The following is a 21,940-nucleotide window of genomic DNA, read 5'->3' as shown; positions in this document are numbered from 1 at the left end:
AAGAAATGAAAAATATAAAATACATAATTATCAGCCTTTTTGCAGGACTGCTCTTTGCATGTCACGACTTAGAGGTGCCTGTTGAAAATGCTCTAACGCAGGCAAACTTCCCGACAAGAACAGAGCACTTTATTCAAGCCTCTGGCCCTACTTATACTTCATTTAGAGGAAGTATAGCACTTTCATATTGGTTTCTTCAGTCACTAAGCTCAGATGAGTCTATATTGCCAGCACGTGGCGGAAACTGGTATGACGGAGCAAGATATTTTCAACTTCATCAACATAACTGGAATCCTGACAATGCCCAAATAGATGGAACATGGAACTGGATATCAGGCACCATCACGACTATCAACCAAAACTTGGCTGTGGTAGAAACAGCACCAGAAACGCCTGCAAAAGCACAAGGGCTTGCAGAACTAAGAGCCATGCGTGCTATCTCGTATTTCATCATGTGTGACCTATGGGGCAATGTGCCTTTACTAACCAAATTTGGAGAAACAACTACGCCTACTACCACTCCAAGAAAAGACATCTTTGCTTTCATAGAGAAAGAATTGTTGGAAGTGATACCAAACCTAAGTAGCAATGTGGATGCTACCACCTACGGTAGACCAACTAAGTTTACGGCTTATGCATTGTTAGCTAAATTGTACTTAAACTCCGAAGTATATACGGGTCAAAAAAGATATGACGATGTAGTAAAAATGTGTGACAATGTAATCAGTTCAAACAAGTTTGCTTTAGAAACAAACTTTGCTAAAATGTTTGATATTGACAACGGCCCACAAATCAAAGAATTCATTTTCTCTGTACCGTTTGACAATATCTCGGGTGGCCAATTCCTTGCTAGATACTACTTACACAGAGCTATGCGAGCTAAATATGAGCTGCCATTTACGCCGTCAGGAGCCATAAGTGTACAAGAAGAATATTTGGCTAACTTTAATGAACCAGCAGACGTAAGAGCAAAAATGCTACTTGGAGGAAAGCAATATTTAGACTCTGGCCTACCGATAACTGTTAAGACAACCAAAAAAGGTTTCGATACTGATTACACAGGAGCTGACGGTTCAGCGAGTATTGACTACCATTTAGAACTTATGCCTAAATTAGAATTTAGAAACGTGGCGGCTTTTGATCTTGGAAACGACGAAAAAGCGTGGGCACAAGGATTTAGGTATGCGAAATTTTTCCCTGACAAAACTTCTACGACACGTAATCAAGGAAACGATTTTCCGTTCTTAAGATATTCGGATGTTTTGTTAATGAAAGCTGAGGCAATATTAAGAGGGGCAGCTGCCACCTCAGGAAGTACTCCACTAGCTTTAGTAAACAACCTTAGGAAAATTAGAAACGCTACTGAGTTAGCAACTGTAAATCTTGAAACCATATATGCAGAAAGAGCTCGTGAGTTTTGTAATGAAAACTGGAGACGTAACGATATGATTAGATTTGGAAAATTTGAAGGTAAGTGGGGTCTTAAAACAGACACTGACGTTAACAAAAGATTATTTCCAATTCCTAGAAATATCCTAAACATCAATCCTAAGCTTACACAAAACCCTGGGTATTAATATTTTCAAAGGGATAACCCAAAAAGTTATCCCTTTATTTACTAAATTTCGGAAATAATTAAAAATTTGATAATGAGTTTATTAGAAACCAATCAAAATCCTCTTGCCAGCTTAGACGACTGGGAGGATGACATCGTAAAAAGGTACCCAGAACCTGGAACTAAAGCCAAAGAAGACTACCGAAATTATGTAGACTCGGACCGTGTAGCCACAGTAAAAGAGTTTTATAGATTAAATCATACGTATCAAACTTATGATTTTGTGGTAGAAAAAGAAAAAGAGTTTTTAAAATTCGACAAAAGAGAAATGAGCATCTGGGATGCCGTGGATTTTTTGAATACCCTAGTAGATGATAGTGACCCAGATACTGACTTAGACCAACTTCAGCACTTGCTTCAAACTTCAGAAGCAATTAGACAAGATGGACACCCAGACTGGTTTGTACTCACTGGTTTTTTACACGATTTAGGAAAAGTCCTTTGCCTTTTTGGCGAGCCGCAGTGGTGCGTTGTGGGCGACACATTCCCGGTGGGTTGTAAGCATTCTGACAAAATCGTTTATTCAGAGTATTTCGAAGCAAACCCCGATTTTCATAATCCTAAGTTTAATACCAAATACGGTGTTTACGAGCCAAATTGTGGTTTAGACAAAGTAAAAATGAGCTGGGGACACGACGAATATATTTATCAAATCATGAAAGACTATCTACCTGAGGAAGGTCTTTATATGTTAAGATACCACTCGTTTTATTCACAACATCGTGAAAAAGCATACGACCATTTGATGTCAGCTCATGACCATGAAATGTTTAAATGGGTAGATAAGTTTAACCCTTATGATTTGTACTCTAAGGCACCAACACCCCCTGATGTAAAAGCACTGAAACCCTACTACGAAGAATTGGTAGCTAAGTTTTTACCTCCGACACTAAAGTTTTAAACCGTTCCCATATTATACTACGAAGCAGCCTCAAAAGGGCTGTTTTTTTTATTTAGAAGGTCCAAAAAAACTATAATGCAACTATTTATAAGTCAATATATGTTTATACATTAAATAAATAAAATTATGGAAATAGGTATAGATAGTTTTGCGGCAGCAAACCCAAACAAAAGCAGTTATCAATCCATAGCTGAGCTATTAGAACGAATAGAATTTGCAGACAAAGTAGGCTTAGATGTATTTGGCATAGGCGAGCATCACCGAGGTGATTTTTTAGATTCGGCACCCGATATAATTATGGCAGCAGCAGCTTCGAGAACACAAAATATTAAGCTCACCAACGCTGTAAGGATTCTAAGTGCTATAGACCCCGTTAGGGCTTTCCAGTCTTTAGCCACTCTCGACCTTGTGTCAAATGGTCGTGCCGAAATGGTAGCTGGCAGAGCTTCATTTATAGACGCTTTTCCACTTTTTGGCTTAAATCTAAATGACTATGATGCTCTTTTTGTAGAAAACTTAAACCTATTTCTACAAATCAGAGATAACGAAGTGGTAAATTGGAGCGGAAAGTTTAGGCCAGCACTTAAAAATCAGGCGATTTACCCAAGACCCATTCAAGAAAAAATACCTGTTTGGCTGGGTGTAGGCGGCACACCAGAGTCTTTTGCTAGAGCCGGAAGCATGGGCTTGCCCCTTATGGTAGCAGTCATAGGCGGAGAAACCCACAGATTTAGACCATTGATAGACATATATAGAAAATCAGGTGAAAAAGCAGGCTTTACTCCTGACCAACTAAAAGTAGGATTACACTCACTCGGATATGTAGCCGAAACCACCGACAAAGCCAAAGAAGAATATTACCCAGGCTACGCAGAAATGTTTACTAAAATAGGAAAAGAAAGAGGCTGGCCACCCGTAACACGACCACATTTTGAGTCTCAAGCGGGTTATTTGGGGGCGTTTTTGGTGGGAAGTGCCGAAGAAGTTGCAGACAAGATTTTACGCCATAGCCAAGCATTGGGCGGCATAGCGAGGTTGACTTTCCAAATGGACAATGCCGGCTTGAGTCATACGCAGTTATTAAATGCCATAGAACTTATCGGAACTAAAGTTTCGCCGATCGTCAATAAAGCATCTGTATAAAAAAAGCGGGTTCACTTCCTAAAAAAGTGAACCCGCTTTTATCCTTATTGAATTTCTACAATTCTTATTTCTTTACTCCAAATTTGTAGACAGTAGTAGTTTTATAAGTCTCGCCTGGTAATAAAATGGTGCTTGGAAATGCCGCTTGGTTAGGAGCATCTGGGTAGTGCTGTGTTTCTAAACAAAACCCAAATCTTTTATCATACCTTACGCCTGATTTCCCTGTTGCTTTACCATTCAAGAAGTTGCCGGTATAAAACTGAACGGCGGGCTCTGTGGTAAATACCTCCATGGTTCTACCTGAAGCAGGCTCTAACACAAACGCCACAGATTTCAGCGTGTTCGAAGAGTCTCCGAAAATCCAACAATGGTCATATCCACCTCCACGTAATATGTCAATATCTGTGGTGTCGTTAATTCTTTCACCAATCACATGCGAACTTAGAAAATCAAACGGTGTTCCTACTACTGACTTTAATTCTCCAGTTGGTATTAAGCCTTCGTCAGTAGGCAAAAACTTATCGGCTTTAATAGATATTTCATGATCCAAAATATCGCCTTTCCCCTCTCCTTTAAGATTAAAATATGCGTGATTCGTTAGATTTACCACCGTTTTCTTATCGGTAGTGGCGGTATAAGTGATACTTAATGAATTATCAGCTTTTAACAGATAAACAACCTCCACATTAAGTGTGCCTGGGTATCCCTCTTCGCCATCTTTTGAGACGTAGGTTAACTTTAAACCTGGCTCCGCTCCTTCTATTGGAGTTACATCCCATATAACGGCATTGAAACCTTTAAGCCCTCCGTGAAGTGCGTTCGGTCCGTTATTTATGGCAAGCGTGTATTCCTGCCCATCTATCGAAAACTTCCCTTTGGCTATTCTATTTCCAAATCTTCCAATCAATGCACCCAAGTATTTTGTATTATCAAAATAGTCTTCAGGGTTATTTGAACCTAGCGTTATATCGGCATAAACGCCATCTTTGTCTGGTGCAGTCCATTTTACTATGGTTCCCCCTAGATTCATTATGGCTACTTCCATGCCAGCGGCATTTTTTAATGTATATAGTTTTACGCTATCGCCCGAAGCCAAAGCTCCCATTTCTTCTACTTTAATATTCATCGATTCTTCTTTTTTTGTGTTGTTGCATGACCATATCGATATGGCCAATGCCAAAATTAGTATTTTTTTCATTTTGATTTCTTTCAAGTTTTGATGTCAATTCATTTTTTACCAAAAAACATAATAGATTACGCTGAAAACCACCAATATGGCTATGGTTCCATATCTAAACTCTGGCGTAACTTTAAACCATTCTTTATTTACTTCAAAAGCACTTGTGCTCTCTTTTCCACGAGATTCTACTAAACTAATGGCTACCATAACTGCACTACATATCCAGAATACCACGCCCATTCTGTTTAGGAAAGGAAACTCTGGCCAAACAAAGGCGATTAACGTGCTCAATGCAATACTCAATATAGCAGAAACCAAAGCCGAGTTTGCGGTGGTTTTTTTCCAGAAAAACCCTAAAAGGAAAATAGAAAGTATGCCAGGAGAAATATACCCCGTATATACCTGAATGTATTCAAAGGCTTGACCAAAATTAGCCAATAATGGACTTATCATTAAAGCCAACGCAAAAGCTACCAAAATGGCGATTCTACCTGTTTTGACAGTTTGGGCTTGGGTCATCTCTTTCTGAAAAAATTTCTGATGAATATCCAAAACATAAATGGTAGATATACTATTTGCTTTGCCAGCCAAACTCGCCACTATGGCAGCAGTAAGTGCCGCAAAAGCAAGACCTTTTAATCCTGTTGGCAAAATATTTAATAGCACTGGATAAGCATTGTCTGGTTTCACTATGCCGTTTTGAGTAATACCATTTACGATAGCTGGATCAGCATTTTCTTGGAAAAGCACGTAAGCTGCAAGTCCTGGCAAAACCACTATAAACGGCATGATCATTTTTAGACCCGAAGCAAATAACAAACCGTTTCGGGCGGTTCGTAAGTCTGCACCCAGAGCCCTTTGAGTGATGTATTGGTTACAGCCAAAATAGTTTAAGTTGTTTACAAATTGCCCCCCAATAATAAACATCATAACACCTGGAAGTTGCTTATAAGCGTCTATAAAGCCACCTTTGCCGTCATGAACCGAATATTGACCCGGACTAAAAATCATGTGTAAATGACTATCTGCTTTTTCTTTGATGAGACTGAGTCCTTCTAAAACACCTGAACCTGTCCCTACCCTTTCAGAAAGTAAATCTAAAGCCAAATAAGTGGTCGCTAAACCTCCAAAAACCAAACAAACCACTTGGATAACGTCCGTATAGCCGATTACCTTCATACCGCCTAAAGTAATTATGATAGCAAAAATGGTGAGGAAAAAGGCACAGGTCATAAAACCAAAGCCTGTCATTTTTTCAAGACTCAAAGCTCCTAAATAAATGATAGAAGTTAGATTAACGGTGATGTATAAAAACAACCAAAAAACTGCCATAATAGTTGCCAAACGCGTGTTATATCTTTTGGATAAAAACTGCGGCATGGTGTAAATGTTATTTTTGAGGTACATCGGTAAAAAATATACCGCCACTATGATAAGCGAAACTCCTCCCAAAAGCTCGTAAACCGAAATAGCAAGTCCTAACTGAAATGCTTGACCGCTCATACCGATAAATTGTTCGGCAGAAATGTTAGAAGCAATCAACGACGCTCCGATAGCCCACCATGTAAGCGAACCCTCCGCAAGGAAGAAATCTTTGGCATCTGCGGTCTGTTTTCCTTTGTTTTTGTAAACCCAGTATCCGTACATGGACACGATAATAAAGTACACGCCAAAGATGGCGTAATCAAGCGATTCTAATCCTAATTTCATTATAGTTTTTATAGATATGGTTGAATATCAAATATGCTTTATTTTTGTGGATTTTTTATAAAAAATATGGTTAAATTAACATCCCTGGCCATAATAAGCGTCTTTTCCGTGCTTACGCTCATAATGTTTTTTGCGAAGAGAATCTTTTAAAATAGGGGTCAAAGGATTTATCTGTAAAGTAAGCATTGCCATCTTTGCAATTTCCTCTAAAACCGCCGCATTGTAGACCGACTTTTCGGCGTCTTTTCCCCAAGTAAATGGCCCATGATTTTGTAAAAGCACCATCTCTACTTCTTTGTGAGAAAGTTTTTTTTCTTTAAAAATATCAAAAATCTGATTCCCGGTTTCATGCTCATAGTCCCCCTCAATCATTGTATCAGAAAGTGCCGGTGCACAGGGTATATTTTGGTGGGTGTGGTCTGCATGGGTAGTCCCGAAAATCGGGATATCTAAGCCTGCCTGAGCCCAAGCTACTGCATGTGTGCTATGGGTATGCGTAATTCCACCAATGTCATCCCAAGTTTTGTATAACAAAGCGTGCGTTTTGGTATCTGACGAAGGCCTCATGTTACCATCCACTACTTTGGCGTCATAATCCATAATCACGATGTCTTCCCAGCGAAGTTTTTCATAGGGCACTCCAGACGGCTTAATGGCAAATACAGCTTTGTCCCGATCTACCGCACTTACATTTCCGAAGGTAAAAAGTACCAAGCCCAGTTTGGGGAGCTGCATGTTGGCTTCGAAACATTCTTGTCTAAGGTCTTTATACATAATTATTAGTGGTATCTTATTTAGAAATTGACATTAGAAAAGGTGATAATCAGGATTAATAAATATTTCAATTTACCTTTTTGCTATTTAAAACAAATCCTAAAAACTTCCTTTTCTAATGCTTACAACTCCTTTAATAAAGTTAAAATTATCCTCTCAATTGTCTCTTCAAATCTCTGATTTTGGTATCTGCGTCTATCACCACAATATCCAAATCAAACATCTCAGCGAAGTCCTCCAAATATTCTGTGGTAAGATTTTGACTAAATACCGTATGATGAGCTCCGCCGGCCATTAACCATGCTTGCAGGCCTACTTCCATACTTGGCTGGGGTTTCCAAAGGGCTCTTGCTGTTGGTAATTTCGGGAATGCCTCGGTGACAGCTACCGCCTCCACTTCATTTACCAAAAGCCTATATCTGCTTCCTAAATCAACCAAACTGACATTGATAGAAGGCCCTGCACAGGCATTAAACACCAACCTAACTGGGTCTTCTTTTCCTCCGATACCTAATGGGTGTACTTCACAATGCACTTTGCCATCTGCTATAGTCGGACAAATCTCTAACATATGTGAGCCCAAAACCATAGGATTTGAGGGGTCAAAGTGGTAGGTATAGTCTTCCATAAATGAGGTGCCACCTTTTAGTCCAGTCGCCATTACTTTCATCACTCGTGTCATGGCCGAAGTTTTCCAGTCTCCTTCACCTCCATAGCCATAGCCGGCGGCCATCATACGCTGTGAGCCGATGCCGGGCAACTGACGCATGCCGTGTAAATCTTCGAAAGTATTGGTATATGCTCCAAAACCTCCGTCTTCTAAAAAGGCTTTGATTCCTAGTTCTATCCGAGCTGCTTCTATAAGTGAAGCACGCATAGCTCCATCTGACTTGAGCGAAGCCATCATTTGATAAGTTGATTCGTATTCTTTTATTAAATTCTGAATTTCTGCATCCGAAATTTGATTTATTATCTTAACCAAATCTCCTACTGCATAGGTATTCACAGACATTCCAAACTTCTCTTCTGCTGTCACTTTGTTTCCGTCTGTAACGGCCACCTCACGCATATTGTCCCCAAAACGAGCCACTTTTAGGTTTTTCATTTCGTTGCGTCCTAAACATACTCTGGCCCATACGCCAATTTGGGCTTTTACGTTTGGAGCATCCCAGTGGCCTACTACTGTTTTGCGGTTAATTTTCATTTTGGTCAAAATAAACCCATGCTCTCTATCGCCGTGTGCTGATTGGTTGAGGTTCATAAAATCCATGTCAATTTCGGCATACGGAATGTCTCTATTAAACTGTGTATGCAGGTGCAAAAGTGGCTTCTGCAAAGCTGTAAGGCCTTTTATCCACATTTTTGAGGGCGAAAATGTATGCATCCAAGTTATTATTCCGATACAGTTCTTAGCGTAATTGGCCTCATTGCAAATCGTCAGGATTTCTTCTGGAGATTTTACAACAGGCTTAAAAATTATTGAGACCGGTATTTCAGAGGAAGCATTTAGCGTTTCCGCAATAACTTTTGAGTGCTCGTCTACTTGTCTAAGTGTCTCCGCTCCATACAGGTCTTGACTACCCGTCACAAACCAAATTTCGTATTGTTTTAAATTTGTCATTGTTTTTCTTTAAAAGTAACCAAGGAAATAGCCTTAAGGTATTTATATATTGTATATTTTCTTTATTATTTTGAGAGAAGAGTATTTAAGATCAATTTCATTCGGAATAAATCCCCGATATTTAAAAAATTTTACTTAAAAACTCACCCTTTCATTTCTACAAAAGCACCAAAAGCTAAGTACTTCTGATACATTTTTTTATATATTTTAACTTTATCTTTTTCAGGATAATAGGTAGAGTCAAAGCCTGAACCCATTGCGTTTTGAGCTTCGTTTATGGTATTAAAAATACCTGCGGCTGTGGCAGCGTTCATTGCGGCACCGAGGGCACATGCTTGGTCAGAACTTGCGACTTTGATGGGCACATCCAACACATTGGCTAAAGTTTGCATCACAAAAGCTGATTTTTTTGCTACCCCACCAATCGAAATAACTTGCTTAATTGGCACACCTTCTGAGATAAATCTATCCACAATGGCCTTTGAGCCAAAAGCAGTAGCTTCTACCAAAGCTTTAAATATTTGAGCGGCATCTGATCCTAGGTTCAACCCATAAATAGCCCCTTTTAAAGTATGGTTGGCATCGGGAGTCCTACGTCCATTAAACCAGTCTAAAGCTATCGGGTCATTTTCGGATAAAGGTAAATGGCTCGCTTTTTTGGATAAATGCGGAATAAGTTTTTCAGATAGTTTATCTTTTTCTTCTTGGTTTTCTAAAAGTTCAAAAACTGGCCCCAAAAGCATTTTTTGGAACCAAGCATACACATCGCCAAAAGCAGATTGGCCGGCTTCCATACCCAACATGCCGGGCACTATGGAACCGTCTACTTGACCACATATGCCCTTTACTAACAGATGCCCAACTTCCTCATTTGGTGCTATTAACATATCGCAAGTGGAGGTTCCCATTACTCTAACCAGTGAATAAGGCTCTATTTCGGCACCCACTCCACCCATGTGAGCATCAAAAGCACCTACTCCTATTACAACGTGATCGGGCAAACCTAGCTTACTAGCCCATTCGGTTGAAAGGGTTCCCATGACTTGATCTGAAGTATAGGTTTCGGAATATAATCGCTCACGCAAACCTGCCAAAAGTGGGTCTAGGGTAATCAGAAATTCTTCTGAAGGCAGTCCTTCAAATTCGGGATGCCACATAGCTTTGTGACCCGCCGCACACCTACTCCTTTTGAGTGTTAATGGATTGGTATTTCCCGTTAAAACTGCCGAAATCCAATCGCAATGCTCCACCCACGAAAATGCCTTCTCTCTGATACTTGGGTCAACGCGTAGCGTTCGTAATATTTTAGCCCAAAACCATTCCGAAGAATATATTCCTCCTACGTATTTAGTATAATCTACCGACCACGAATGTGCCAAAGTGTTGATTTCTTCAGCCTCGGCATTTGCCGTATGGTCTTTCCAGAGGATAAACATCCCGTTGGGATTTTGAGAAAACTCAGGCAACAAAGCCAAGGGAGTACCGTTTTGGTCAACCGCCACTGGAGTTGAACCCGTGGTGTCAACTGAAATACCGACAATGTTTTCGATAACGTCAGTCGAAACCTCCGCCAAGGCACCTTTTATTGCACTTTCTAATCCTTCCAAATAGTCAAGAGGGTGTTGTCTAAATTGCGATTCTGCAGGTAAACAAAACTGTCCCTCTTTCCATCTTTGATAATAACTTACAGAAGTGGCGATTTCATTGCCTTCTGAATCGACCAAAAGTGCTCTCACCGAGTCAGTGCCGTAGTCTAGGCCTATTGTATATTTTTTACTCATTTTTTTATTCTAAAAATCTGAAACGAATTGGGTGCCAACGAAAGCATAGACTTCCCTTTTTCTATCGTAAAAAGAGACTCCGAAGGCGTGATTTTATTTGGTTGATCTATGGTATTGTATTTTTTTAAGTCACTTTCAACAATTTTAATATTTCTTCCGGAAGCACGCTTTGCTAAGCCTTTTATGTCTAATTCAATACTTTTAGCTTCAGTTGAAATATTGACCAATTTAATAATAACTTCATTTGTTTTCTCGTCAAAAGAAGATGAGGCATAAATTTCGTTTTGACCAGTAAGATTCTCGCCATTTGATTTAATAGGCAATGTGCTTGTTCCTGGGTTATTAGCAAACAGTTTTTGCACATAATAATTAGCGGTACCAAAAGACGTTAGGTTATCAAACCAGATGAGGTCGGGCGTCCATTGCCAACGGTTAACGTGAGCAAAAAGCGGAGCATAAGAAGTCATATAAACCACGTCAGCGTTTCGTTCTAGACCCGTCATAAAAGCCGCCTCTGACAAAGCACACTCCCAATTGTTTTTGTTGTCTGGGTTTACTACGCCATGACTTTGAGCCGCATATTCTCCTGCAAAAATCTTATAGCGATTTCGGTCGTATTTGTCGTATCTGTTTGCATTGTCTCTAAACCATTTTGGGTCTTTGTAGTAGTGCTCATCAACTATTTCGGCGTTTAGTTTTGGCAAAGCCTTTTCGGCTTGCTCAAAGAGTTCTCCTTCGGCACCTGGGCCTGTTCCTGAAACCAGTTTTATGTTGGGATATTTTACCTTAAAGGCTTTTGAAATAAGCTCATATCTGTCAAAATATTCTTGCCCCCATTGCTCATTTCCTATCCCAATCATTTTTAGATTAAATGGTGCCGGATGCCCCATTTCGGCACGTAAGGCTCCCCACTTGGTGTTAATGTCACCATTAGCAAACTCAACTAGGTCCAAGGCATCTTGCACAAACGGGTCGAGCTCATCGAGCGGGGTGGTTTCAGAGGAGTTAAACTGACACGCCAAGCCACAAGAAAGAATGGGCAGAGGCTCTGCTCCGATATCTTCGGACAATAAGAAATATTCATAAAAACCAAGGCCAAAGGTTTGGTAATAATCGGGTGCTGGTCTGTGGCTAAATTCTTTATTCCATCGGTTTATTAACAACTCTCTATCCTCAATTTTTCCTACTGTTTTTTTCCACTGGTAGCGTTCGGCAAGTGTGCGACCTTCCACTATGCATCCGCCTGGAAAACGCACAAACCCCGGCTTCATATCCGCCAAAAGCTGCACCATGTCTTTTCTTAACCCCCCTTTTCTACCTTTCCAAGTGTCTTGTGGGAAGAGGGATATTAAGTCAATATCAATTTGACCTACCTCACTAAAAATTACATTCACTTTCCCTTTTTGAACAGTTTGGTTAGCTGTGAGCACGGCCTCTACTTTTCCCCAACTGATAGAGCTTTGCGAAGCTTTTGCTGTTCCTATAATTTCATCTTTTTCATTTAAAAGCTGAACCTCAATATTGACGTTTCCTTTATTTGACCTTACGAAAGCTGAAAAATCATATTTGGCATCTTTTTTAAATCCAATACCATCAAAACCCTCATTTTGAAGGCCAATGGTTTTGGTCGCATTTCTGATATCAACCCGTACTACACGTGGATTTTGAGGGTTTGTTTTTGAATTATTATAGATGGTCAGTTCATTTTCAGTATTGAATCGCGTTTCGGCTTCTGGTATATGTTTCCAGCCCATCCACGGGTATTCAAACTCAAAAGAGCGATTTTTTATTAGTTCGGCATACAAACCACCATCTGCCCCGAAGTTTATGTCTTCAAAGAAAATTCCGTACATCGTCGGCTGAATTGGAAATAGAGGCTTGGTGGCGTCTACTTCTATTTTGATTGGAGTTTGAGCCGCTGCGTTTGCCCCAATCAAAATGGCAAATATCAGTTTTTTGATATTATTCATAATTTCTATTTTGCTTTTTTATTTTAGTGAATGAATACGATATGTTTAATAAATCACTTTTCAACTCACCACTCCAAACACTCTTCTTAATTATCGCCACGAATGCACGAATCAATACTAAATTTTAAATGATTAGTCTCTTGCTACTCATATTCACTCTACTCCAAACACTCTTCTTAATTATCGCCACAAATGCACCAATCAATTCTAAATGTTCCATAATTACACTCTCGCTACTCATTTTCTCACTACTCCAATCACTCTACTTAATTATCGCCACGAATGCACGAATGAATACTAAATATTAAATGATTAATCTCTTGCTACACATATTCTCTCTACTCTAAACACTCTAATTAATTATCGCTACGGATGAATGCGAAATGTTTTAAATAATTCACTCCATACGCTCTACTTACACCTTAACAATCTTCTCCTTATTACTTACTTTTTAACATTCAAAACCACTACAGAATAGGCAGGTAATTTTAATTTCAAAATGCCTTTCTCCATTTTCGTCCCTGCGAAATCTTTAATTGAAATTTTGTTGGGTTGCTCAAAACTATTATGGTCGTGGATGTTTTCAGAACTTAATATTTGACCTGAAACTTTTGTAAAATCTTCTCCTCTTAGGCTAATTGTAACCTCCTGAGATTTAGAAAAATCAATATTTGTAAGAGAGATATTTATTGCACCCGCGGCATCTTTTGAGGCAGAAACCGAAACCGCCTTTAGTTTTTTATCACCAAAAACATAATCTGGCGATTCTATTTGTAAAGGTACCAATGTGGCGTCTTGATGCACATTATACATTTTCATGATGTGATAGGTTGGCGTCAAAATCATTTTCTCGCCTTTGGTTAATATCACTGCTTGCAGCACATTAACGATTTGAGCCAAGTTAGCCCCTCTAACTCTATCTGCGTGGTTATTAAATATATTCAATGAAAGGCCAGCAATCATGGCATCACGCATGGTATTTTGTTGATACAAAACTCCGTCTTTTGTCCCTGGCTCGGCATCGTACCAGCCGCCCCACTCGTCTACAATCAAGTCCACTTTTTTGGCTGGATCGTACTTATCCATGATGGTACTGTGTCGGGTCACAAAATCCTCCATTTTCCAAGCTTCTTCCATGGTTTTAAAATACTGTGCCTCAGTAAAATTCACGTCTGGGCCTTTGTCGCTCCAACTCAAAACCGAATAGTGGTGAAGTGCCACTGCCGACATCATATTATGCGGAATGTTTTTCATTAAAGTCTCCGTCCAAGCGTAGTCGCCATCGCTGGCACCTGATGCTATTTTATACAATTTGGCGTCTTTGTTGTCTTGCATAAACGTGGCATACTGTCGGTAAATGTTGGAATAATACTCAGCCGTCATGTTTCCACCGCAGCCCCAAGCCTCATTTCCTACACCCCACAGTTTCACGTTCCATGGCTTTTCACGGCCATTTTGTTTTCTAAGTTCAGACATCGGGCTTCCGGCAGGATGATTCACATACGTTACCCAATCGCTCAGGTCTTTGACAGATCCGCTGCCTACATTTCCAGCCAAATACGGCTCTGCTCCTATTCGCTCACATAAATCTAAGAAATCGTGCGTGCCAAAACTGTTGTCTTCTGTGCTTCCGCCCCACCAAACGTTAACCATTTTGGGTCTTTCGGCCTTTGGACCGATGCCGTCTTTCCACTGATATGCATCTGCAAAACAACCACCTGGCCATCTAAGATTTGGAACTTTCAGGTCTTTCAGTGCCACTATTATATCATTCCTAACGCCTTCCGTATTCGGAATTTTCGTGTTATTTTCACCCACATACATGCCCTCGTAAACGCATCTACCTAGATGCTCGGCAAAATGCCCGTAAATGTGTTTATTGATTTTGGTTTGAGCTAAATCGGTATTGAGCGTTACGCGAGTTTGAGAAAACACAGCACTTGGAACTAATACAAGCAGCAGAAGTTTGTAAACAGTTTTTTTCATTTAAATAAAGGTTGAATTTTAAAAAATAGATTTGATAGTACTAGAATAGTCCAAATATTACCAAAAATATAAATATGTGTTAAATCTACACCATTAAAAAATAAAACCAAAATATTACATTGAATTTTACAACAAAAAGAAATTGCTTGATTGAAAAATCAAAGATTAATAAAGTAGTGAAATGCGTTAAACTGTGACTTGTATTTTTCGGAATCAAGCTTATACAACATGGCTTTATTGGTTGCTGCATTCTCATTTTTTTCTCCTGTAGAAATCAGCAATTTGGTAGAAAGTATCTTGCGACTAAAATTTCTGCGGTCTAGTTTGGAGTCATAAATGGCCTCGTACAGCTTTTGAAGCTGCGGTATTGTGAATTTTTCGGGTAAAAGTTCAAAACCGATGGGATGCAAAGCTGCCTTGTATCTGATTTGGTGCAGAGCACTTTCTACCATGGCGTCATGGTCAAAAATCAAATTGGGTTTATCTGCAATATTAAACCATTGTCCATTTTTCTTTCGTGCTAGTTCGCTGTCGTGCTCATGAATATTTATTAATGCAAAAAAACATATTGAAACCGTACGCTCCACTGGGTCACGGTCTGTTTTCCCATGTGCTTTTAACTGCTCCATGTATACATTATTTAGTCCGGTGAGTTCATGCAAAATTCGTCCTGCGGCTATCTCTAAATCTTCATTTTCTTTTAAAAAACCACCCATCAGCGACCACTTACCAGCCTCCGGTTCAAAATTTCTTTTGATTAATAAAATTTTTAAATCATCACCATCAAAACCAAAAATACAGCAGTCGATGGCTAACATGATACGTGACGCTTGAGGATATTGCATTTAATGTGGTTGAATTTTAAGAAACTAATTATGGGTAAAAGTAAAAAATATATTTTAAAAATGAGGTGATATCAAAAACCATAAAATACAAATCCTGAAAATTGAGCGAATAAAATAGTCGCTAAGTGTATTTCATTTCTTAATTTAGCCCTTAAATAGAAACGAGTAGCCCAAGTTTAAAATCCTAACCAAGGAAATTGTATAATTCAAGAATGAATAAAAACAACTTTTATATTTTCATTTTATATTTTCTCATTTACTTTGGTTTTTCGTTTTATCAATATTACGAGACCATGCTCGATGGTGATTTATTGGCAGTGGTGCTTCCTACCGAACCCTATAAAAAGGTCTTGGCCGACCCGCTTGGTACTTCAGTTATATTTAATCACGAGATTTACAATGTGCCCAATAGGTTTTTTGCACACTGGCAGCAGTACAATTTCTTCAATAATGTACCACTTTGGTTACAGGTATTTTTTGACCCAATCGTAAGTTTGTTTGTTTCCGCGGCTATTAGTAAACTATTGATACATATCCTTTTTATTTATTTATTAGCGTGTGTTGGTGTGGGAAGTTTTAGTCTAAAAAACAAGAACTTATGGTGGTTTGCGGTTTTGATTGCACCGCTTTTCCAAGCAGGTGGCCCGGGCAAAATCAGGATGTCAATAATCAGCCCTTACATAACATATACCTATTTTTATTCTCTTGGCGTACTTTGGGTTTTACTTTTCTTTAGTCCCATATTTATAGAGCAATTTTCGGGTAAAAAACTAAAAATAAAAAAATACTTTGTGCTATTTTCAATTATTATGGCTCCCATAATTGCACTAAATGGAGCCATAAATGCACCCATAGTAATAATTATTGGGTTCATATATTTCTTGTATTTATATTCCGAAACTTATGGCCTTCGTATTAAAATTCCAGATTTAAAATGGCATAGAAAAAATCTATCTAATTCTTATACTTTTGGTGTACAGATAGCCGTTTTGTTGAGCTTCTATTCTTTTTATTTAGGCACATTTAACGCCGAAACCCTAGTTGCCGACCAATTTACCCTTTCCGAAATGTATCTTAAACTTTTTAAAGGCGTTGCAATTTATTTCTTAGATAGTTTTGGACCTTTGATAATACTTATAGCTATCGATATTAATTTATTCCTAATACATAAAAAGAAACTTCAAGAAACTAAAAGCCTTTTAACTTTAGGGCTTTGGTTAATACTTTTTGTGGTGATTTATACGCTGCTTTTGCCTTTAGGTGGATACCGAGCTTACAGGCCTTATATCGTTAGAGCTGACACGTATCTTCCTGTTACACTCATCTTAATATTCTATTTTGGCAAAACCTCTTTGGTGTTATTTCAAAATCAAAAATCAAAAATCAAACTCGTGTACATTCCATTGGTATTGATATTTTTTACGGTTAGAAATATCGAAGTATCAGACGATGGCCACAAAGAAAGGCAGGCTATGTATCAATTGGCAAATTCAAAAGATGAAGTTACTGTGCTAAAAACACCTGCGACCGTAGTCTCGTGGTATGCAATCACCAAGCCAGAAGAAAATAAAGACGCAGTGCTCCTATTAAAAAGACTAAAAATAGTAAATAGAGACAATTTGTTTTATTCGACCTACGACCCTTACCCGCATTGATATCAATAAGGCATTTTTTTTAAATTCAAATTTGATACTTTTGCCCAATATTACTTTCAAAAAACAAATGCAAAAAATTGGCTTAGTTACCTGCGAAAAGCACCCAAATGGTATACCCGCTGAAATAAACTTACCGAATGAATTTAAAGAAAAAGGAATCAATGCAGAGTTTGTAGTCTGGAGCGATGCATCTATCGACTGGAAAAGTTACGATAACCTCATAATCAGAAGTACTTGGGATTATTATACACGAGAGGCGGAATTTAGAGCTTGGCTTAAAAAAATCATAGAATTAGGCGTGCCGCTTTTTAACCCTCCAGTTGTTATTTTTGACAACATGCACAAGTTTTACTTGAGGGAATTTGCCAATGCTGGTATCAAAATTATTCCGACTATATTTTCTGATGAAAAGGATGTAATTGAAAAGATCGAGGCGAAGCTTTGGAATAAAATAGTGATTAAGCCGGCGGTGTCTGCAGGATCTTACTTGACCGAAGTATTTGAATTTAGACCCGAAAACCACCTTTCAATTCTTAACAAAATAAAAACGGGCGATTGGCTAATTCAGCCGTTTTTAAATGAAATAGAGGAAGGGGAAATTTCGATGATATTTTTCAATAAAAAATTCAGTCATTCCATCATAAAAAAACCAGCTGAGGGAGATTTTAGAATCCAAAGGCAGTTTGGAGGTCTATATCAAGCATATTTTCCTAATGAAGAATTACTAAAAATAGCTGCGAATATTGTAAACCATGTAACAGAGCCCTTGCTTTATGCACGTGTGGATGGTTTAGTGATTAATAATGAGTTTCATTTGATGGAATTAGAAATGATTGAACCAGACCTTTATTTTGAGTTTTCGGAAGAATATTTGAATCGGTATATTGAAGCGTATTTGGAAATATTGAAATAATTTAAAGGCGATTTTTAAACACTTCCTTTTTAATACTGAAAAAGGAATATGCAGTTTCATTATTACTATATGACGGATATTCTATCAATATTTATTTTGAAAAGGATTTGATTCTATGCCAAGATCTACAATGAATATATGAATAATCACATATTTGCCTATATTGATATTTCAAACTAAACCAAGGTCATGAAATTAAATAAAATTGAGGTTTTAGCAGGTATTTCATCATTTTTAGCCACTGTGTATATTGTAGCCGTTAATCCTGCCATTCTCTCGGCCTCTGGCATGCCATTTAATGCGGTAGTTACCTCCACGGTTTTAGTTTGCTTTTTCGGTAGCCTCATGATGGGAATCTATGCCAAAAATCCAATAGTGGTAGCACCCGGTATGGGTATGAACGCATTCTTTACCTACACTGCCGTTTTGGGCATGGGCCTCACCTACCAACAGGCACTGGGTGCTGTATTTTGGGCAGGAGTTTTATTTTTGGTTTTATCTATTTTCAATATTCGCGAAGGAGTCGTTAAAGCTATTCCAAAGCCAATTAGGCATGCCGTTGCTGCGGGTATTGGTTTATTTATATGTTTTATCGGTTTCCAAAACGCCCACTTTGTAGTTGCCAATCCGGCCACACTAGTTTCTTTGGCTTCGCTAAAAGACCCACACACCCTCACCTTTTTGGCCGGTTTACTATTTACCGCAGCGTTGTTAGTTAGAAAAGTAAATGGAGCCATAATAATTGGAATCATATTTACCACCATTTTGGCCTACCCGATAGGAAGATGGTGGGGAGATGCCGCCGCTTATAATTTCGGAAGCCAAACGGTAGTAAACTATACGGGGTTCTTTTCATGGCCAGACTATAGCCTACTTTTTCAGGCTGACCTTTGGGGCAGTTTAAAGTATAGTTTTTTGCCTATTATTTTTGTATTTGCATTTACGGACTTATTTGACAGCCTTTCTACTTTTGTAGGCTTAAGTGAGGCTTCAGGTCTAACCGACCAAAATGGCGAACCAAAAAACTTAAAGGAATCTCTGATTACAGACTCAGCCGCAACGCTTTTTGCAGGGCTAGTTGGCAGTAGTCCAGGCACTGCTTTTATAGAATCTTCTGTGGGAATATCACAAGGAGGAAAAACCGGTCAAACCGCCATAATAGCCGCTTTTTTGTTTTTGCCTCTGATGTTTTTATCGCCTTTGGTTTCGCTAGTACCCAGTGTGGCAAGCTCGATAGCCTTGGTTTTGGTGGGTACATTTATGCTTTCACCAATCAACAAAATCAACTGGAAGGACCTCTCAGAAGGTATCCCATGTTTTTTGGCTTTGGTACTTATTCCGTTTACATTTAGTATCACACAAGGAATAGTTTTTGGCCTTTTGGCTTGGACAGTTTTAAAGTTTTTTTCAAACAAAAAATCAGAAATATCGTGGGTATTAATCGTAATCAATTTTCTTTCACTCTTTGCTTTATGGGTTTAAAAAAAATCTCACTCTACGTTCTCTTTATATTTTCGTTTAGCTCAAGTAATGCACAGCGAATTGCGATTGTAGGTGCAATGCCTGAAGAAATTAAGCTTTTGACCGATACTTTGAAGCAAAAAAAGATTATAAAAAAAGACGGCTTGGTTTACTATAAAGGTAAAATACATACCCAAAAAGTAGTAATTCTAAAAAGCGGAATTGGTAAAGTAAATGCAGCTTATAGCACCACCAAGCTCATTAGCAGATTTAAGGTTTCAAAAATTATTTTTACGGGAGTAGCAGGAGGCGTGCATCCTGAAAGTTACCCGGGCGACATGGTAGTAGCTACCTCGGTTTTTCACCACGATTATGCAAAACACTTAGCAGACCAATATATCGTTAGGGCTACTACGAATCTTGAAGGAAAGCTTAATCCCTTATATTTTAAGTCTGATAGCCTTTTGTTACTTTTGGCAAAATCTGTAATTTCAGATATTTCTTTCGAAAAAATAAACGAACATAAACCCCAAGTTTTTTTTGGAAAAATAGCTACGGGCGACGTCTTTCTTTCTAATACCGAAAAAGCAAAATGGCTTTACCGAGAGTTCGACGCGTTTGCCACAGAAATGGAAGGTGCCGCTTTGGGACAGATTGCATTCCAAAACCACATACCGTTTTTAGTCATAAGAAGTTGCTCTGACAATGCCAATAACCAAGCACACGTAGACTTCAATGAATTTAAAAAACCTGCCGCTGATAACGCTATACGACTGGTCATGGGAATTTTAGATAAAATGTGAAAAAACTATCTTAAATTTATGCCTTCAATAAAAACCAAATATGCTTAAAAAATTAATTCCTTTTTCTCTATTGTGCTTGGGCTCACTCTTTAGTTTTGGCCAAGATATCATGCACTTTGATGTAGACGTAACCCAAAACATGGATACGTTTTATGTAAAAGCCACTCCGCCCAAAAAACTAAAAAAAGCAAATGCCATTTTTCAGTTTCCTTCTACCGCTCCAGGCACCTACCAAACCATGAATATCGGTAGACTAGTGAGCGATTTTAAAGCTTTAGACAAAAGAGGGAAAGCTCTCAAAGTAGAACTTGTGGACATAAACCAATACAAAATCAGTAAGCCAAAAAAAGTTAAGTCACTGACCTATAAGGTAGCCGAAACATTCGATACCAAACTGACGGAACTGCCAATATATATGATGGCCGGAAGTTCGATTGAAAATGACCATACACTTATAAACGCCCATACACTTGGTGGGTATTTTAAAGGTATGCAGAGCAATCCGGTAGGCATAAAAATACTAGGAAAGGCAGACTGGACCACCGGTTCTGCTCTTAAACTAAAAGATGGCTATTACACAGCTACATCTTTTGACGAACTGGTTGATTCTCCCATATTGAGCGGTAAATTAACCATGGCCGAAACCAAAATAGCCGATACTCCGATTCGTATTTTTACTTATTCAGAAAAAGGAAAACTAAACTCTGAAATGCTTTTGGGAGAAATGAAACAAATGCTTGAGTCTGCAGAGAAGTTTTTGGTGAAACTACCGGTAGACAACTACACGTTTTTGTATTATTTCCTTCAAAACCCGAGCGGCGTAACAGGTGCTTGGGAGCATTCATATAGCTCTGAGTACGTATTGGGCGAAGGCGAGCCTAACAAAGCGTTTCTTAAGTCTGTAGTTGACATTGCCTCACACGAGTTTTTTCACATCGTGACACCGCTTAATATTCACTCTGAAATAATCGAGCATTTTAATTTCGAAAAGCCAACACCATCACAGCACCTATGGCTTTACGAAGGCGTAACCGAGTGGGCGTCTCACATGCAACTTTATAGAGGTGGCGTAACCACTTTTGAAAACTACATAGCAAACGGAATCAAACAAAAAATACTTATCAATGAGCTGTATTTTAGCCCTGATTGGAGCCTAAAAAGAATTGCAGACGAGTCTTTTGACGGTGGCGAAGGAGCCAAGCAATATGGAAACATCTACTACAAAGGTTCGTTGGTAGCGTCATATTTAGACATTAGACTTTTGGAGCTTTCGGGCGGAAAAATAGGCTTGAGAGAAACCTTACTTAACCTTGTACAAAAATATGGCAAAGGAAATCCATTTAACGAAAAAACGTTTTTTGACGATTTAGCCGCTATGACGTATCCTGAAATCAAAGATTTTACGGATAAGTATATTATAGCAAACGAAGCTTTGCCTCATGCCGAATACCTAGGAAAAATAGGTTTAGAATATACCCGAGTTTCGGACAAAAATATTGTGATTAAGAAAAAGGCCAATCCAACTGAGAATGAGAAAATGCTGTTTGATGCCTGGTCGGTTAACTTGCCTAGATAATGAAAT

General features: G+C 38.7%; 16 protein-coding genes. 8 read left to right on the top strand and 8 right to left on the bottom strand.

The window, feature by feature from the left end; translation table 11 throughout:
- Positions 1 to 5 precede the first annotated feature (5 nt).
- The 3 genes from ACFOOI_RS16655 to ACFOOI_RS16645 all read left to right on the top strand — a co-directional run bounded on the left by ACFOOI_RS16655 (position 6) and on the right by ACFOOI_RS16645 (position 3,659).
- Complete coding sequence (locus ACFOOI_RS16655) at positions 6 to 1,577, top strand: RagB/SusD family nutrient uptake outer membrane protein (protein ID WP_379839160.1); 1,572 nt, start codon at positions 6 to 8, stop codon at positions 1,575 to 1,577.
- 72 nt (positions 1,578 to 1,649) lie between these two features.
- Positions 1,650 to 2,516 (top strand): inositol oxygenase family protein, encoded by an 867-nt coding sequence (locus ACFOOI_RS16650; protein ID WP_379839159.1) that lies wholly within the window; start codon positions 1,650 to 1,652, stop codon positions 2,514 to 2,516.
- 126 nt (positions 2,517 to 2,642) lie between these two features.
- Entirely contained in the window at positions 2,643 to 3,659 is a 1,017-nt protein-coding gene (locus ACFOOI_RS16645; protein WP_379839158.1) for an LLM class flavin-dependent oxidoreductase, read from the top strand.
- A 64-nt stretch (positions 3,660 to 3,723) separates the two neighbouring features.
- On the opposite strand, the gene ACFOOI_RS16640 is transcribed toward ACFOOI_RS16645, so the two are convergent.
- The 8 genes from ACFOOI_RS16640 to ACFOOI_RS16605 all read right to left on the bottom strand — a co-directional run bounded on the left by ACFOOI_RS16640 (position 3,724) and on the right by ACFOOI_RS16605 (position 15,526).
- Complete coding sequence (locus ACFOOI_RS16640) at positions 3,724 to 4,857, bottom strand: aldose epimerase family protein (RefSeq protein WP_379839157.1); 1,134 nt, start codon at positions 4,855 to 4,857, stop codon at positions 3,724 to 3,726.
- Between the two features lie 36 nt (positions 4,858 to 4,893).
- Positions 4,894 to 6,549, bottom strand: coding sequence for a sodium/sugar symporter (locus tag ACFOOI_RS16635; RefSeq protein WP_379839156.1), 1,656 nt, complete (start codon positions 6,547 to 6,549; stop codon positions 4,894 to 4,896).
- A 75-nt stretch (positions 6,550 to 6,624) separates the two neighbouring features.
- Positions 6,625 to 7,323, bottom strand: coding sequence for an L-ribulose-5-phosphate 4-epimerase (locus ACFOOI_RS16630; RefSeq protein WP_379839155.1), 699 nt, complete (start codon positions 7,321 to 7,323; stop codon positions 6,625 to 6,627).
- A 148-nt stretch (positions 7,324 to 7,471) separates the two neighbouring features.
- Positions 7,472 to 8,944: an L-arabinose isomerase gene (araA, locus tag ACFOOI_RS16625; protein ID WP_379839154.1), complete on the bottom strand. Its 1,473-nt coding sequence runs from the start codon at positions 8,942 to 8,944 to the stop codon at positions 7,472 to 7,474.
- A gap of 143 nt (positions 8,945 to 9,087) precedes the next feature.
- Positions 9,088 to 10,725, bottom strand: coding sequence for a ribulokinase (locus tag ACFOOI_RS16620; protein WP_379839153.1), 1,638 nt, complete (start codon positions 10,723 to 10,725; stop codon positions 9,088 to 9,090).
- A complete protein-coding gene (locus tag ACFOOI_RS16615) occupies positions 10,722 to 12,695 on the bottom strand; it encodes an alpha-L-arabinofuranosidase C-terminal domain-containing protein (RefSeq protein ID WP_379839152.1) in 1,974 nt (657 codons plus the stop codon). The genes ACFOOI_RS16620 and ACFOOI_RS16615 overlap by 4 nt, the downstream gene beginning before the upstream one ends.
- 444 nt (positions 12,696 to 13,139) lie before the next feature.
- Positions 13,140 to 14,681, bottom strand: a complete 1,542-nt coding sequence (locus tag ACFOOI_RS16610) for an alpha-N-arabinofuranosidase (RefSeq protein WP_379839151.1) — start codon at positions 14,679 to 14,681, stop codon at positions 13,140 to 13,142.
- Between the two features lie 158 nt (positions 14,682 to 14,839).
- Positions 14,840 to 15,526 (bottom strand): NUDIX hydrolase, encoded by a 687-nt coding sequence (locus tag ACFOOI_RS16605; RefSeq protein ID WP_379839150.1) that lies wholly within the window; start codon positions 15,524 to 15,526, stop codon positions 14,840 to 14,842.
- 212 nt (positions 15,527 to 15,738) lie between these two features.
- On the opposite strand from ACFOOI_RS16605, the gene ACFOOI_RS16600 reads away from it, so the two are divergent.
- The 5 genes from ACFOOI_RS16600 (at position 15,739) to ACFOOI_RS16580 (ending at position 21,934) form a co-directional block, all read left to right on the top strand.
- Complete coding sequence (locus ACFOOI_RS16600) at positions 15,739 to 17,181, top strand: hypothetical protein (RefSeq protein ID WP_379839149.1); 1,443 nt, start codon at positions 15,739 to 15,741, stop codon at positions 17,179 to 17,181.
- Between the two features lie 67 nt (positions 17,182 to 17,248).
- Positions 17,249 to 18,094 (top strand): ATP-grasp domain-containing protein, encoded by an 846-nt coding sequence (locus ACFOOI_RS16595; RefSeq protein ID WP_379839148.1) that lies wholly within the window; start codon positions 17,249 to 17,251, stop codon positions 18,092 to 18,094.
- Positions 18,095 to 18,283: 189 nt separating this feature from the next.
- Positions 18,284 to 19,576, top strand: coding sequence for an NCS2 family permease (locus ACFOOI_RS16590; protein WP_379839147.1), 1,293 nt, complete (start codon positions 18,284 to 18,286; stop codon positions 19,574 to 19,576).
- Complete coding sequence (locus tag ACFOOI_RS16585; protein ID WP_379839146.1) at positions 19,567 to 20,358, top strand: 5'-methylthioadenosine/adenosylhomocysteine nucleosidase; 792 nt, start codon at positions 19,567 to 19,569, stop codon at positions 20,356 to 20,358. Before ACFOOI_RS16590 ends, ACFOOI_RS16585 begins: the two co-directional genes overlap by 10 nt.
- Before the next feature lie 40 nt (positions 20,359 to 20,398).
- Positions 20,399 to 21,934: a M61 family metallopeptidase gene (locus ACFOOI_RS16580; protein ID WP_379839145.1), complete on the top strand. Its 1,536-nt coding sequence runs from the start codon at positions 20,399 to 20,401 to the stop codon at positions 21,932 to 21,934.
- The last annotated feature ends 6 nt before the right edge of the window (positions 21,935 to 21,940 follow it).

This window comes from Lacihabitans lacunae, assembly GCF_042649125.1.
Taxonomy (GTDB): Bacteria; Bacteroidota; Bacteroidia; order Cytophagales; family Spirosomataceae; genus Leadbetterella; species Leadbetterella lacunae.
Note: the sequence above shows the minus strand (reverse complement) of the source record. Positions and strands in the feature narration are given on the sequence as shown.

Bases quoted from the DNA above. Each gene is read 5' to 3' on its own strand.
- ACFOOI_RS16600 (WP_379839149.1), top strand. From the start codon at position 15,739: ATGAATAAAAACAACTTTTATATTTTCATTTTATATTTTCTCATTTAC.
- ACFOOI_RS16615 (WP_379839152.1), bottom strand. From the start codon at position 12,695: ATGAATAATATCAAAAAACTGATATTTGCCATTTTGATTGGGGCAAAC.
- ACFOOI_RS16585 (WP_379839146.1), top strand. From the start codon at position 19,567: ATGGGTTTAAAAAAAATCTCACTCTACGTTCTCTTTATATTTTCGTTT.
- ACFOOI_RS16595 (WP_379839148.1), top strand. From the start codon at position 17,249: ATGCAAAAAATTGGCTTAGTTACCTGCGAAAAGCACCCAAATGGTATA.
- ACFOOI_RS16645 (WP_379839158.1), top strand. From the start codon at position 2,643: ATGGAAATAGGTATAGATAGTTTTGCGGCAGCAAACCCAAACAAAAGC.
- ACFOOI_RS16605 (WP_379839150.1), bottom strand. From the start codon at position 15,526: ATGCAATATCCTCAAGCGTCACGTATCATGTTAGCCATCGACTGCTGT.
- ACFOOI_RS16655 (WP_379839160.1), top strand. From the start codon at position 6: ATGAAAAATATAAAATACATAATTATCAGCCTTTTTGCAGGACTGCTC.
- ACFOOI_RS16630 (WP_379839155.1), bottom strand. From the start codon at position 7,323: ATGTATAAAGACCTTAGACAAGAATGTTTCGAAGCCAACATGCAGCTC.
- ACFOOI_RS16635 (WP_379839156.1), bottom strand. From the start codon at position 6,549: ATGAAATTAGGATTAGAATCGCTTGATTACGCCATCTTTGGCGTGTAC.
- ACFOOI_RS16590 (WP_379839147.1), top strand. From the start codon at position 18,284: ATGAAATTAAATAAAATTGAGGTTTTAGCAGGTATTTCATCATTTTTA.
- ACFOOI_RS16640 (WP_379839157.1), bottom strand. From the start codon at position 4,857: ATGAAAAAAATACTAATTTTGGCATTGGCCATATCGATATGGTCATGC.
- ACFOOI_RS16580 (WP_379839145.1), top strand. From the start codon at position 20,399: ATGCTTAAAAAATTAATTCCTTTTTCTCTATTGTGCTTGGGCTCACTC.
- ACFOOI_RS16650 (WP_379839159.1), top strand. From the start codon at position 1,650: ATGAGTTTATTAGAAACCAATCAAAATCCTCTTGCCAGCTTAGACGAC.
- ACFOOI_RS16610 (WP_379839151.1), bottom strand. From the start codon at position 14,681: ATGAAAAAAACTGTTTACAAACTTCTGCTGCTTGTATTAGTTCCAAGT.
- ACFOOI_RS16620 (WP_379839153.1), bottom strand. From the start codon at position 10,725: ATGAGTAAAAAATATACAATAGGCCTAGACTACGGCACTGACTCGGTG.
- araA (WP_379839154.1), bottom strand. From the start codon at position 8,944: ATGACAAATTTAAAACAATACGAAATTTGGTTTGTGACGGGTAGTCAA.